Source organism: Streptomyces lacaronensis (assembly GCF_047337785.1).
Lineage (GTDB): Bacteria > Actinomycetota > Actinomycetes > Streptomycetales > Streptomycetaceae > Streptomyces > Streptomyces lycopersici.
On record NZ_JBLHDK010000003.1, the window covers coordinates 5118650 to 5131164 of the forward strand.

At 72.3% G+C, this 12515-nt stretch carries 11 protein-coding genes; 7 read left to right on the top strand and 4 right to left on the bottom strand.

Annotation, left to right across the window (positions count from 1 at the left end; translation table 11 throughout):
* Positions 1 to 125 precede the first annotated feature (125 nt).
* The gene (locus ACMTAK_RS21760; RefSeq protein ID WP_413807772.1) at positions 126 to 1304 is read left to right on the top strand and encodes a thiolase C-terminal domain-containing protein; all 1179 of its coding nucleotides are present in this window, start codon (positions 126 to 128) and stop codon (positions 1302 to 1304) included.
* A 71-nt stretch (positions 1305 to 1375) separates the two neighbouring features.
* Positions 1376 to 2062, top strand: coding sequence for a pyridoxine/pyridoxamine 5'-phosphate oxidase (locus ACMTAK_RS21765; RefSeq protein ID WP_413807773.1), 687 nt, complete (start codon positions 1376 to 1378; stop codon positions 2060 to 2062).
* A gap of 82 nt (positions 2063 to 2144) precedes the next feature.
* On the opposite strand, the gene ACMTAK_RS21770 is transcribed toward ACMTAK_RS21765, so the two are convergent.
* On the bottom strand, positions 2145 to 2615 hold the full coding sequence (locus ACMTAK_RS21770) for a Zn-ribbon domain-containing OB-fold protein (RefSeq protein ID WP_413807774.1): 471 nt from the start codon (positions 2613 to 2615) through the stop codon (positions 2145 to 2147).
* The gene (locus tag ACMTAK_RS21775; protein ID WP_210948436.1) at positions 2597 to 3049 is read right to left on the bottom strand and encodes a DoxX family protein; all 453 of its coding nucleotides are present in this window, start codon (positions 3047 to 3049) and stop codon (positions 2597 to 2599) included. Before ACMTAK_RS21775 ends, ACMTAK_RS21770 begins: the two co-directional genes overlap by 19 nt.
* A 219-nt stretch (positions 3050 to 3268) precedes the next feature.
* Here ACMTAK_RS21775 and ACMTAK_RS21780 point away from each other — a divergent pair, with 219 nt between their 5' ends.
* The 4 genes from ACMTAK_RS21780 (at position 3269) to ACMTAK_RS21795 (ending at position 8485) form a co-directional block, all read left to right on the top strand.
* Positions 3269 to 4423 carry a flavin-containing monooxygenase gene (locus ACMTAK_RS21780; RefSeq protein WP_413807775.1) on the top strand — a complete coding sequence of 385 codons (1155 nt, stop codon included), beginning with the start codon at positions 3269 to 3271 and terminating at the stop codon, positions 4421 to 4423.
* 205 nt (positions 4424 to 4628) lie between these two features.
* The gene (locus tag ACMTAK_RS21785; RefSeq protein WP_413807776.1) at positions 4629 to 6878 is read left to right on the top strand and encodes an acetate--CoA ligase family protein; all 2250 of its coding nucleotides are present in this window, start codon (positions 4629 to 4631) and stop codon (positions 6876 to 6878) included.
* A 16-nt stretch (positions 6879 to 6894) separates the two neighbouring features.
* Positions 6895 to 7710, top strand: coding sequence for an enoyl-CoA hydratase/isomerase family protein (locus tag ACMTAK_RS21790; protein WP_413807777.1), 816 nt, complete (start codon positions 6895 to 6897; stop codon positions 7708 to 7710).
* A gap of 139 nt (positions 7711 to 7849) precedes the next feature.
* Entirely contained in the window at positions 7850 to 8485 is a 636-nt protein-coding gene (locus ACMTAK_RS21795; RefSeq protein WP_413807778.1) for a flavin reductase family protein, read from the top strand.
* A 294-nt stretch (positions 8486 to 8779) separates the two neighbouring features.
* On the opposite strand, the gene ACMTAK_RS21800 is transcribed toward ACMTAK_RS21795, so the two are convergent.
* Entirely contained in the window at positions 8780 to 10123 is a 1344-nt protein-coding gene (locus tag ACMTAK_RS21800; RefSeq protein ID WP_413807779.1) for an MFS transporter, read from the bottom strand.
* A 213-nt stretch (positions 10124 to 10336) separates the two neighbouring features.
* Here ACMTAK_RS21800 and ACMTAK_RS21805 point away from each other — a divergent pair, with 213 nt between their 5' ends.
* Positions 10337 to 11302: a GlxA family transcriptional regulator gene (locus tag ACMTAK_RS21805; protein WP_413807780.1), complete on the top strand. Its 966-nt coding sequence runs from the start codon at positions 10337 to 10339 to the stop codon at positions 11300 to 11302.
* Between the two features lie 162 nt (positions 11303 to 11464).
* On the opposite strand, the gene ACMTAK_RS21810 is transcribed toward ACMTAK_RS21805, so the two are convergent.
* A complete protein-coding gene (locus ACMTAK_RS21810) occupies positions 11465 to 12514 on the bottom strand; it encodes a Zn-dependent alcohol dehydrogenase (RefSeq protein ID WP_198281465.1) in 1050 nt (349 codons plus the stop codon).
* Between the last annotated feature and the right edge of the window lies 1 nt (position 12515).

The following is a 12515-nucleotide window of genomic DNA, read 5'->3' on the forward strand; positions in this document are numbered from 1 at the left end:
TTGCGCTCGGGGCACGAGCACGGCCATACGGGAGATCGTCCGGACCACCCCCTTCCCCCTGGGCCTCGGCGCGCTCGCACATGCGCCCCCTTCCGCTCCAGCAAATCTGATGTACCGTCAGATTCATGCCGCCCGCAGCGCAGCGCAACCGTAAGGTCGCCGTCGTCGGCGTCTCCCTCTCCGACTGCGGCCGCGTCGACACGGCCACCCCCTATGCCCTCCACGCCCAGGCCGCCCGCCGGGCCCTCGCCGACTCCGGTCTCGACCGGACGGTCGTCGACGGCCTCGCCTCGGCGGGGCTCGGCACCCTCGCGCCGGTCGAGGTTGCCGAGTATCTGGGGCTGCGGCCGACCTGGACCGACTCGACGGCCGTCGGCGGCTCCACCTGGGAGGTCATGGCGGCGCACGCGGCGGACGCGATCGCCGCCGGGCACGCCCGCGCCGTTCTGCTCGTCTACGGGTCCACCGCCCGCGCCGACATCCGCGCGGGCCGCCGCACCGCGAACCTCTCCTTCGGGGCGCGCGGACCGCTCCAGTTCGAGGTCCCGTACGGGCATACGCTGGTCGCCAAGTACGCGATGGCCGCGCGCCGCCATATGTATGAGTACGGCACCACACTCGAACAACTGGCGGACATCGCCGTTCAGGCGCGTATCAACGCCGGACACAATCCGGACGCGATGTTTCGCGAACCGATCACGGTCGATGACGTCCTGAGCGGCCCGATGATCGCCGACCCCTTCACCAAACTGCACTGCTGCATCCGCTCGGACGGCGGCTGCGCGGTGCTGCTCGCGGCCGAGGAGTACGTGCCGGACACGGCGAAGGCCCCGGTATGGGTGCTGGGTTCGGGCACGGCCGTCTCGCACACCACCATGTCCGAATGGGAGGACTTCACGGTCTCCCCGGCCGCGGCCTCCGGCCGGGCGGCCTTCGCGCGGGCGGGCGTCCAGCCGTCGGAGATCGACGTGGCCGAGCTCTATGACGCCTTCACCTATATGACCCTGGTGACGCTGGAGGACCTCGGCTTCTGTGCCAAGGGCGAGGGCGGGGCGTTCGCGGAGAAGGGGCGGCTGACGCGGGACGGCGAGCTGCCGACCAACACCGACGGCGGCGGCCTCTCCGCCTGCCACCCGGGGATGCGCGGGCTGTTCCTGCTGGTCGAGGCGGTACGTCAGCTGCGCGGCGAGGCCGGGGAGCGCCAGGTGCGCAAGGCGGGCGGACGGCTGCCGGAGCTGGCCGTGGCGTCGGGCACGGGGGGCTGGTTCTGCTCGGCGGGCACGGTGGTCCTGGGCCGCGGCTGACGGGCCCGCCCCGGCCGTACGTACGCCCCCCGCTTGCCCCGGCCCCTCACGGGTGATCGGATGGGGAGCCGATGAGCGAGAACGAGGATGAGGCATTCCGCGCACTGCTACGCGGCCTGCGCGTACCCCATGCGGGCGAACTGCCCGTCTTCGACCCGGCCACGGCCCCGGACGCACCGCTTCCGCTCTTTCGGCGGTGGCTGCGGGAGGCCGCCGAGGCGGACGAACCCGGACCGCACACCATGACCCTGGCCACCGCGGGCGCCGACTGCCGCCCGTCCCAGCGCACGGTGATGCTGCACGACGCCGACGAGCGCGGCTGGCACTTCGGCACCCATCGCACCAGCCGTAAGGGCCGAGAGTTGACCGAGCGGCCGTATGCCTCGCTCGCGTTCCACTGGATGCGCTCGGGCCGTCAGGTGCGCGTCAGCGGGCGGGTCCGCGAGGCCGGACCGGAGGAGAGCGCGGCCGATCTGCGCGGCCGGTCCCCCGCGGCGCTCGCGGCGGCGCTGGCCGGGAGCGGACGGCAGAGCGAGGTACTCGGCTCCTACGAGGAGCTGCTACGGGCCTTCGAGGCGGCGTACGAACGGGCCGAACGCGAACCGGACGCGACCGCCCCCACCTGGACCCTGTACGTCCTGGAGGCCGACGAGATCGAGTTCTACCAGGAGGAGGCCCTGCGGCGGCACGTACGGGTCCGCTACCGCCGCACCCCCGGGGAGCGCGGCGGCTGGCGGCGGGAGCTGCTGTGGCCATAACGGCGGCGCGGCCGTACGGCGACGACGGCCGTAAGGCGTGCACCGTTGAACAGCACGGCCGTAAGGCGGCCATGCCGTGCGACTAAGCAGGCACCGGCCGGAAGACAGGAATGACCGGCAGGTCCCCCTCAGCCGCCCCGGCGGCCCCCACCGCCCGGAACGCCACCCTGAGCCGCATCCCCACCCGCGGGCCACTCTCCGGGACCTCGATGAGCTCGGTCATCATCCGCGGCCCCTCGGCGAGGTCGACGACGGCGGCGGTGTACGGGACGCGGGCGCCGAACGGCGGCAGGTCATTGCGGTGCACCACGGACCACGTATAGAGAGATGCGGCGCCGCTCGCCGCCTCCCAGGCGACGTTCTCGCTCCAGCAGTACGGGCAGAACTCTCGCGGGTAGTGATGGGCCCGGCCGCACCCGCCGCAGCGCCGGATCAGCAGCCGGCCCTCGGCGGCGGCGTCCCAGTAGGGGCGGGTGAAGGCGTCGATCTCGGGCAGGTCGAAGCGCGGAGCGTCCGCGGGCGGCGGCGTCGGACTCACAGGAACAGCCCCCATGCCTCGTCGAGCGACCAGGTCTGCCAGCTCATGCCGAAGAGCCCGACGACGGAGATCAGCACCATCATCGAGTTCTGCCCCTGCTCCGCCCAGTCGTGGATCATGAGCAGGAAATAGAGCAGATTGAGCACGATCGCGCCGATCAGCGCTATGGGGGTCAGAAAGCCGAGCGTCAGCCCGAGGCCCAGGGCGAGTTCCGCGTAGACGACGACGTACGCCATGACCTTGGGACGGGGTGTGACCACCGCGTCGAAGCCGCCTCGGACGAACGCCCAGCGGTGCTTGGCGGCCACGCCCACCGCCCAGCCGATGCCGGTGCCGCGCTCGAACCAGTCCTTCTTGTCCTTGTGCCGCCAGCTCTCGAGCCACCACAGGCCGAGTCCGATACGCAGTACGGCGAGCCATTCGGCCCCGTCGAGCCCGATCGTCCGCATCGTCCTCCACCCTCCCGTCCCGGCAAATCTGACGGTACGTCAGTTTCATGGGCCGGGCACGGCCGGCGCAAGGGGTCGCACCGGCGGAACGGAAACCGACGGGACATCGCGCCGACAGTCCGGCGCCGACCGACCGTGACCTCTCCGCAACCCATCCGGAATCACTTTGACCGGATCGTTTGACCGAAACCCGTCAAATACCCGACTACGCTCACCCGCATGGCCGACCGCTCCCCCGAGAAGTCCTCACCCGTCTATGTGATCGGCGGCGGACCGGGCGGACTCGCCGCCGCTGCCGCGCTCAGCCACCGCGGGATCCGCGCCGTCGTCCTGGAGAAGTCCGACGCGGTCGCCGCGTCCTGGCGAAACCACTACGACCGGCTGCATCTGCACACCACGCGCAGACTCTCCGCGCTCCCCGGACTGCCGATCCCCCGGTCCTACGGACGGTGGGTCGGGCGCGACGACGTGGTGCGCTATCTGGAGCGCTATGTCGAGCACCACCGGCTGGAGATCGTCACGGGCGTCGAGGTCTCCCGCATCGACCGGTCGCCCGACGACACGGAGTGGGTGCTGCGCGCCACGGGTGGCCGTGCGCTGTCCTCACCCGTGGTCGTCGTCGCGACGGGCTTCAACCACACCCCACGGCTGCCGGACTGGCCGGGCCGCGCCGGTTACACCGGCGAGCTGCTGCACGCCGCCCACTACCGCAACGCCCGCCCCTTCGAGGGCCGTGACGTCCTGGTGGTCGGCGTCGGCAACACCGGCGCCGAGATCGCGGTCGATCTGATCGAGGGCGGCGCGGCCCGGGTGCGGCTGGCGATCCGCACCGTGCCGCATATCCTGCGCCGCTCGACGGCCGGGTGGCCCGCCCAGGCCACCGGCATCCTGGTGCGCAGGCTGCCGCGGCGCGCGGTGGACCGGGCGGCCCGGGTGATGTGCCGGGTGAGCATGCCGGATCTGACCGAGCACGGTCTGCCCTGGCCCGACACCGGGCTCTACACCCGCGTACGGGAGGGCGCGATCCCGGTCCAGGACGTGGGGCTGGTCGACGCGGTACGGACGGGACGGGTGGAAGTGGTCTCGGCGGTGGACTCCTTCGATCAGGACAAGGTGATCCTGGCCGATGGCTCGCGGATCAGCCCCGAGGTGGTGATCGCCGCGACCGGCTACCGGCGTGGCCTGGAGGAACTGGTCGGCCATCTGGACGTGCTCGACGACCGTGGCCGCCCCCTCCCGCACGGCCGACGGACCCTGAAGGGCGCGCCCGGACTGCACTTCACGGGCTATACGAATCCGATCAGCGGGATGCTGCGCGAGCTGGCCATCGACGCCCGGAAGATCGCCAAGACGGTCGCCCGCACGACGGCATGACGGCAGGGCGGGACGAGCCGCGATTCCGCCGCCCCGCCGTCACCCTGCGTGTTCCTCGCGCCCCGAGCATTCCTGACAGGCCGTCAGTTCAGTAACCTGACTACTGGGTAATGTGACTTGGCGTCAGTTTTGCTACGGCGGCCGGCGCCGAATCCCCTGGTCACGTACCCGGTTATTGGCCAACGAGCAGGAGTGGCGGATACCGATGCTTGGATCGACCTACGGCACCCTGACCACCAACTCCCGTCATGCCCGCGCCGTCGCCTGCGGTCAGGCCCCCGGCCCCGCCGTGCATGTCCACAGCAGGGCAGCGGCGGGCGGGACCGCCGAAGGCGTGGACGACGTGGACGTCAGCGGGCGCCCGCTGACCTCCGCCGTCCCCGATCTGGACCGCTTCTTCCATCCCGAGTCGGTGGCCCTCATCGGCGCCTCCGACGCGGACGGCCGCCCCAACACCGGTATCACCCGTCAGCTCCTGGCCTGGGCCGAACGCGTCGGCGCCCGGTTGCACCCCGTGCATCCCTCCCGTCCCGCCGTCTTCGGCATTCCGTGCGTACCCTCCGTGGCCGCGCTGCCCGAACCCGTCGACCTCGCCGTCCTCCTCGTCCGCGACCCGCTCCCGGTGATCGAGGAACTCGACGGGAGCAAGGTGAGGTTCGCCGTCGTCTTCGCCTCCGGCTTCGCCGAGACCGGCCCCGAGGGCGCCGCCGCGCAGGCCCGGCTGGCCGCCGCGGCCCGCGGCGCCGGGCTGCGGCTGCTCGGCCCCAACACCAACCTCAACGCCTTCGAGAAGTTCCGCGACGACCTCGACGGGCCCGCCATCGCCCTCATCACCCAGTCAGGCCACCAGGGCCGCCCCGTCTTCACCCTCCAGGAACTCGGCATCCGGCTCAGCCACTGGGCCCCGACCGGCAATGAGGCCGATCTGGAGACCTCCGACTTCATCTCCTACTTCGCCACCCGGCCCGAGGTCGGCGCCATCGCCCTGTACGCGGAGGGGCTGAAGGACGGCCGCGACTTCCTTCTCGCCGCCGACCGGGCCGCCCGCGCCAAGGTGCCCGTCGTCGCCGTAAAGGTCGGCCGCACCGAGACCGGCGCCCGCACGGCCGCCTCCCACACCGGCAAGCTGACCGGCTCGGACGCGGTGGTGGACGCGGCCATGCGGCAGTTCGGCGTGATCCGCGTGGACGGCCTGGACGAGCTGCAGGACACGGCGGCGCTGCTCGCCCGCGCCCGCCCGCCGCTCGCCGAGGGCGTCGTGGTGTATTCGATCTCCGGGGGCACCGGGGCTCACTTCTCCGACCTCGCCACCGCGGCGGGCCTCACCCTGCCGGCCCTCTCCCCCGAGAAGCAGACCGAGCTCCACCAGTGGATACCCGGCGATCTCAGCGTCGCCAACCCGGTGGACAACGGCGGCCACCCGGTCGGCGACTGGCGCGGCCGGAAGATCATCGACGCGATCCTCGCCGATCCCTCCGTGGGCGTGCTGATCTGCCCGATCACCGGCCCCTTCCCGCCCATGAGCGACAAGCTGGCGCAGGACCTGGTGGACGCGGCAGAGCAGACGGACAAGCTGGTGTGCGTGGTGTGGGGCTCGCCGGTCGGCACCGAGGACGCCTACCGCACCACCCTGCTGGGCTCCTCCCGCGTGGCAACCTTCCGGACGTTCGCCAACTGCATCACCGCCGTGCGCGCCTATCTGGGGCACCACCGCTTCACCGCCTCCTACCGCTCCCCCTTCGAGGACGCCCCGCGCACGCCGTCCCCCTCCCTTCGCAAGGTGCGCGATCTGCTGCGCCCAGGAGACCGCCTGAGCGAGCACGCGGCGAAACAGCTGCTGCGGGCGTACGGCATCCGGGTGCCGCGCGAGCAGTTGGTGACCAGCGCGGCCGCGGCCGTCCGCGCCGCGGGTCTGGTGGGCTACCCCGTGGTCATGAAGGCGTCCGCGCCGCAGCTCGCCCACAAGACCGAGCTGGGGCTGGTCCGGCTGGGGCTGACCTCGGCCAGCCAGGTCCGCGACACCTATCGGGAGCTCACCGACATCGCCCGCTACGAAGGCGTCGAGCTGGACGGGGTGCTGGTCTGCCAGATGGTCGAGCGCGGGGTGGAGATGGTGGTCGGCATGAGCCACGACCCCCTCTTCGGCCCAACCGTGACCGTCGGTATAGGGGGCGTGCTCGTCGAGGTCCTCCGTGACGCTGCCGTACGCGTCCCCCCGTTCGGCGAGGACCAGGCGCGAGCGATGCTCGCCGAACTGCGCGGCCGTGCCCTCCTCGACGGTGTGCGCGGCGCTCCCCCCGCCGATGTGGACGCGCTCGTGGAGGTCGTGCTGCGGGTCCAGCGCATGGCCCTGGAGCTCGGGGACCACCTCGCCGAACTGGACGTCAATCCGCTGATGGTGCTGGAACGTGGCCAAGGTGCCGTGGCACTGGACGCCCTGGCGATCTGCCGCTGACGCATGGAGCGTTGCCATGACCTCTGCCCCCCTTGAAGATTCCCGTGACTCCGTTCTACGGCACACCACTGACAACGGCGTCTCGTGGATCACGCTCAACCGCCCCGCGGCGATGAACGCCATCACCCCTGACCAGCGAGAACACCTGATTTCGCTGCTGGACCACGCCTCCGCGGACCCGGCCGTCCGGGCCGTCGTGCTCACCGCCACCGGCAAGGGCTTCTGCGCGGGAGCGGATCTGCGCGGCGCGTCCGACGGGGCGGAACGGGTCGCGGGCGATGTCGCCCGGCTGATCCGCGGCGGAGCGCAGCGGCTCATCGCCGCCGTCCTCGACTGCGAGAAGCCGGTGATCGCCGCCGTCAACGGCACCGCGGCCGGGCTCGGCGCCCATCTCGCCCTCGCCTGCGATCTGGTGCTGGCCGCCGAATCGGCCGTCTTCATCGAGGTGTTCATCCGCCGCGGTCTGGTCCCCGACGGGGGCGGTGCGTATCTCCTCCCCCGGCTGATCGGCCCACAGCGCGCGAAGGAGCTGATGTTCTTCGGCGACGCGCTGCCCGCCGCCGAGGCCGAGCGGCTGGGGCTGGTCAACCGGGTCGTCCCGGACGACGACCTGGCCAAGACCGCCCGTGCCTGGGCCGAGCGCCTCGCCGCGGGGCCCACCCGCGCCCTGGCCCTCACCAAGGCGCTGGTGAACGCGTCCCTGGAGGCCGACCGACCGGCCGCGTTCGCCGCCGAGGCGGCGGCGCAGGAGATCAACATGACCACGGCCGACGCTCAGGAGGGCGTCCGCGCGTTCATCGAGCGCCGGCCGCCCGGCTACCGAGGCCGCTGAGGCTGCTGAGGCTGCTGAGGCTGCTGAGGCTGCTGAGGCTGCTGAGGCTGCTGAGGAACCGCTGTCAGGGAACCCGGGACAGCGAGGCATAACCCGAGCAAACGAGAAACCCGAGCAAACGAGAAAGGGGGACGGGGCCATGATGGGACACGCCGGTATGGCCGCCACCGCCGTCCGCTACCTCCGGGCGGTCGGCTCGCCGACCGCCTCCGTACGACCGGTCGACCCGCTGCCCCCGCCGGAGCTGCGCTGTGTGCGCGACGATGAGCGGCCCCCGGTCGACCCCGTCGAATTCCGCCGCGTACTGGGCCACTTCGCCAGCGGGGTCACCGTGATCGCCACCGTCGACGAGAGCGGACCGGCCGGCTTCGCCTGCCAGTCCTTCGCCTCGCTGTCCCTGGACCCGCCGCTGGTCGCCTTCATGGTCGCCCGCACCTCCACGACCTGGCCGCGCATCGCCCGCGCGGGCGTCTTCTGCGTCAATGTCCTGGGCGCGCACCAGGGCGAGCTGTGCCGCTCGTTCGCGGTCAGCGGCTCCCGGCGCCCCGACAAGTTCGCTGGCGTCCGCTACGAGGCGTCCCCGGTCACCGGCTCACCGCGGCTCGCGGACGTCCCGGCGTGGATCGACTGCGCGATCCACGCCGTGCACACGGGCGGCGACCATCTGGTCGTGGTGGGCCGAGTCCGGGCGCTGGGCGCGGACGAGCCCGCGTCGCGATCGGGGCCACTGCTCTTCCACCGCGGCTCCTTCGGGGAGTTCACGGCGTCTCCGTAGGGCCGCCCATTTGCGTAAGCCTTCGTGGCCCGCATCCGTACACCCTCAGGGCCAGTCTCCGTGAGCGCGCGGCGCGCATCCGTACGCCCTGATGGCCCGTCTCCGTGAGCCCGCGGCCCCGCGGGGGTGTCCGGCGGATCGTTCCCCGCCCCGTCCCGCAGCACCGATATGCGGCTCCGCCGCGTGGCAGGGCTTCGGCCCCTGGACGCCGGGGTCTGGGGCGGAGCCCCAGTTGTGGGAAGGGGCGGATAGGGGAACAGCCCGCCGCAGGCGCCAAGATCTCTCGGACGCGCCCTATGCCGTCGCCGACGCGGCCTTCGCGCCCGGCACGCGCTGGATGACCAGCGACATCAGCGCGGCGATCGCACACAGCGCCCCCGCGCCGTACCAGACCAGGTCGTACGAGCCGAAGGCGTCCCGCGCCGCACCGCCCACGAAGGCCACGACCCCGGCCCCCACCTGGTGGGAGGCGAGCACCCAGCCGAAGACGATCGCGCTGTCCTCCCCGTACTGCTCCCGGCACAGCGCCATCGTCGGCGGCACGGTGGCGACCCAGTCGAGACCGTAGAAGACGATGAAGAAGAGCATCGGCGGATGGACCGCGTCGTCCAGCAGGATCGGCAGGAACATCAGGGAGAGCCCGCGCAGCGCGTAGTACACGGCCAGCAGCCGTCGCGCGTCGAAACGGTCGGTGAACCAGCCAGAGGCCACCGTCCCCACGATGTCGAAGACGCCGATGACGGCGAGCAGGCTCGCGGCGGCCGTCACCGGCATGCCGTGATCATGCGCGGCGGGCACGAAGTGAGTTTTGACGAGGCCGTTCGTGGAGGCGCCGCAGATCGCGAAGGCGCCCGCGAGCAGCCAGAAGGAGCCGGTGCGCGAGGCCGAGGCGAGGGCCTTGACGGCCCTCCGGGCCGCGCCGCGCCGGGGTGCGGGCCGTGGGGCGGGCGGCCCGTCGGCGCCGTACGCGGCGAGGCCCACGTCCGAGGGGTAGTCGCGCAGCAGCAGCCAGACGAGGGGGACGATCGCCAGCGCGGCGACCGAGACGGTCACCGTGGCGGGCCGCCATCCGTGCCGTTCGACGATCCAGGAGAGCAGCGGGAGAAAGATCAGCTGCCCGGAGGCCCCGCCCGCCGTAAGGATGCCGGTGACCAGCCCGCGCCGGGCCACGAACCACCGGTTGGTCACGGTCGCGGCGAAGGCCAGCGCCATGGAGCCGCTGCCGAGGCCGACCAGCACACCCCAGCACAGGATGAGTTGCCAGGGCTCGCTCATGAAGACCGTAAGGCCGCCACCGGCCGCGATCACGACGAGGGCGGCCGCGACGACCTTACGGATGCCGAAGCGGTCCATCAGGGCGGCGGCGAAGGGCGCGGTGAGCCCATAAAGGGCGAGGTTGACGGAGACCGCGAACCCGATCGTGCCGCGCGACCAGCCGAACTCCCCATGGAGCGGATCGATGAGCAGACCGGGCAGTGAGGCGAATCCGGCCGCGCCGATGATCGTCACAAAGGCGATGGCGGCGACCGACCAGGCGCGGTGCGGTAGGCGTAGGAGGGCCCGCCGTGCGGGCCGGGCGGGCTGATCCGGCCGTTCGTCCTGTTCGGGGGCTTCGGAGAGCTCAGTCGTCTGCGTCACCGGACCAGCATCGGGCAGCGGGTCGACATGGACGAGTGGCCCGAGGGACAGCATTCGCTAGGATCGGGCCACGGCCCTTTCTGGCCGCGTCCGAACCACGGGAGGCCGGAAGTGTCCCCACCCCAGTCCCAATCGCCACCCCATTCCCCGCCCCATTCCTCGCCCTGGACCGCCGACGCGCGCCATCGCGTCGCCGTCCTCGCCCTCCCCGGCGTGATCCCTTTCGAGCTGGGCATTCCGTACCGGATCTTCGGCAAGGCCCGCTCCGCCGACCGCCGACGGCTGTACGAGGTGGTCACCTGCACCCCCGAGCCCGGACTGGTGCCCACGGACGCCGACTTCCCGATCGCCGTGGAGCGGGGCCCGGAGGCCCTTGCCGAGGCCGACACCATCGTGGTGCCCGCCTCGTACGAACTCGGCCCGGTCCACGAGGAGGGCCGGATGACCGAGCCGCTCGGCGCCGCGCTGGCCCATGCCCGGCCGGACGTGCGCTGGGTGTCCATCTGCACCGGTTCGTTCGTGCTGGCCGCCGCCGGGCTTCTCGACGGCCGCCCGGCCACCACCCATTGGTCCAGCGTCGACCACTTCCAGCGCCTCTTCCCGACCGTCAAGGTCGATCCGAACGTGCTGTTCGTGGACGACGGCGATGTGCTCACCTCGGCCGGTGTCGCCTCGGGCATCGACCTGTGTCTGCATCTGGTGCGGCGCGACCACGGCACGGCCGTCGCCAACGACGTGGCCCGGCGCAGCCTGGTGCCGCCCCATCGCGACGGCGGCCAGGCCCAGTACATCCCGCGCCCGCTGCCCGAGGCCCAACAGGCCACCACGACGGCGGCCCGCGCCTGGGCGCTCGGTCGGCTGAACCGGCCCATCTCGCTGCGGGAGCTGGCCGCCCAGGAGTCGATGAGCGTACGGACGTTCACCCGCCGCTTCCGTGAGGAGGTCGGCGTCAGCCCGGGCCAGTGGCTGACCCAGCAGCGGGTCGAGCGGGCCCGTCATCTCCTGGAGGGCACCGATCTGTCGGTGGACCAGGTGACGCGCGAGGCCGGCTTCGGCTCCCCCGCGTCCCTGCGCCAGCACTTCCAGGCGGCCGTGGGCGTCTCCCCCACCGCCTACCGCCGCACCTTCCGCGCGGGCGCCGAGGCCGGTACGGCTCCCGGCACCGACGCCCGCGCGTAAAGCCCGCTCAGCCCGTCACAACCGCGTAAAGCCCGCACGGCCACTCTCGCGCCGTCACGGGGCCACTCCCGCCGTCACGCGGTCGCCTCGGCGCCATGGATCCGCCAGCTGGGAAGGCAGGGTGAACAGCCCTCGTCGTCGGACGCATCGGGCGCCGCCCGTTCAGAAGGTGAGCACGGCGCGCGCCACCCGGCCGTGGTGGGCGTCGTCGGCGGCCTTGGCGAAGTCCTCCAATGGATAGGTCCTGCTGACGAGTTCGTCCAGCAGCAGCCGCCCCTGCCGGTAGAGGTCGGCGTACAGCGCGATGTCGGCCTGTGGCCGTGAGGAGCCGTAGCGGCAGCCCAGGATGGACTTGTCCAGATACATGGAGGAGACGCGGAAGGCCGCCTCGGCGTCGGCGGGCGGCACCCCGAGCAGCACCGCCTGGCCGTGCCGGTCGAGCAGGTCGACGGCCTGGCGGATGAGCCGGGTGGAGCCGACGCATTCGAAGGCGTGGTCCGCGCCGGTCGGCAGGATCTCCCGTACGGCGTCGGCTGAGGGGACGAAGTGGGTCGCGCCGAACCGCCGGGCCATCGGCTCCTTGGCGGGGTTGGAGTCGACGGCGACGATGGGGGACGCCCCGGCGATCCGGGCCCCTTGCAGCACATTGAGCCCGATGCCGCCGCTGCCGATGACGACGACCGACTCCCCGCGGTCCACCTTGGCACGGTTGAGCACGGCGCCGACGCCGGTGAGGACGGCACAGCCGATGAGGGCGGCGGGGACGAGCGGAATGTCCTCGGGGATCGGCACCACCTGGACGGCGGTGACGAGGGTGCGCTCGGCGAAGGCGGAGTTCGAGGCGAAGTTGTACAGCCGCTCGTCGCCGCGGCGGAACGGCCGGGTCGGCCGGCCGATCGCCGCGCGGCACATGGTGGGACGGCCCCGGGCGCAGTCGGCGCAGGTCCCGCAGTTGGCGAGGGTGGAGAGCGCCACATGATCACCGGGTGCGACATGGGTGACGCCCGGCCCGACCTCCTCGACCACGCCCGCCCCCTCGTGGCCGAGGACCACGGGGAGGGGGAAGGGGATGGTGCCGTCGACGACCGACAGATCGCTGTGGCACAGCCCGGCGGCGGCGATGCGCACCAGCACCTCGCCGGGGCCGGGGTCGCGCACCTCCAAGTCCTCGACCACGCGCGGCGCGGTGCCGTCGAAGATGACGCCTCTCATC

Bases quoted from the DNA above. Each gene is read 5' to 3' on its own strand.
- ACMTAK_RS21760 (WP_413807772.1), top strand. From the start codon at position 126: ATGCCGCCCGCAGCGCAGCGCAACCGTAAGGTCGCCGTCGTCGGCGTC.
- ACMTAK_RS21765 (WP_413807773.1), top strand. From the start codon at position 1,376: ATGAGCGAGAACGAGGATGAGGCATTCCGCGCACTGCTACGCGGCCTG.
- ACMTAK_RS21795 (WP_413807778.1), top strand. From the start codon at position 7,850: ATGATGGGACACGCCGGTATGGCCGCCACCGCCGTCCGCTACCTCCGG.
- ACMTAK_RS21810 (WP_198281465.1), bottom strand. From the start codon at position 12,514: ATGAGAGGCGTCATCTTCGACGGCACCGCGCCGCGCGTGGTCGAGGAC.
- ACMTAK_RS21780 (WP_413807775.1), top strand. From the start codon at position 3,269: ATGGCCGACCGCTCCCCCGAGAAGTCCTCACCCGTCTATGTGATCGGC.
- ACMTAK_RS21770 (WP_413807774.1), bottom strand. From the start codon at position 2,615: ATGGGGGCTGTTCCTGTGAGTCCGACGCCGCCGCCCGCGGACGCTCCG.
- ACMTAK_RS21785 (WP_413807776.1), top strand. From the start codon at position 4,629: ATGCTTGGATCGACCTACGGCACCCTGACCACCAACTCCCGTCATGCC.
- ACMTAK_RS21775 (WP_210948436.1), bottom strand. From the start codon at position 3,049: ATGCGGACGATCGGGCTCGACGGGGCCGAATGGCTCGCCGTACTGCGT.
- ACMTAK_RS21790 (WP_413807777.1), top strand. From the start codon at position 6,895: ATGACCTCTGCCCCCCTTGAAGATTCCCGTGACTCCGTTCTACGGCAC.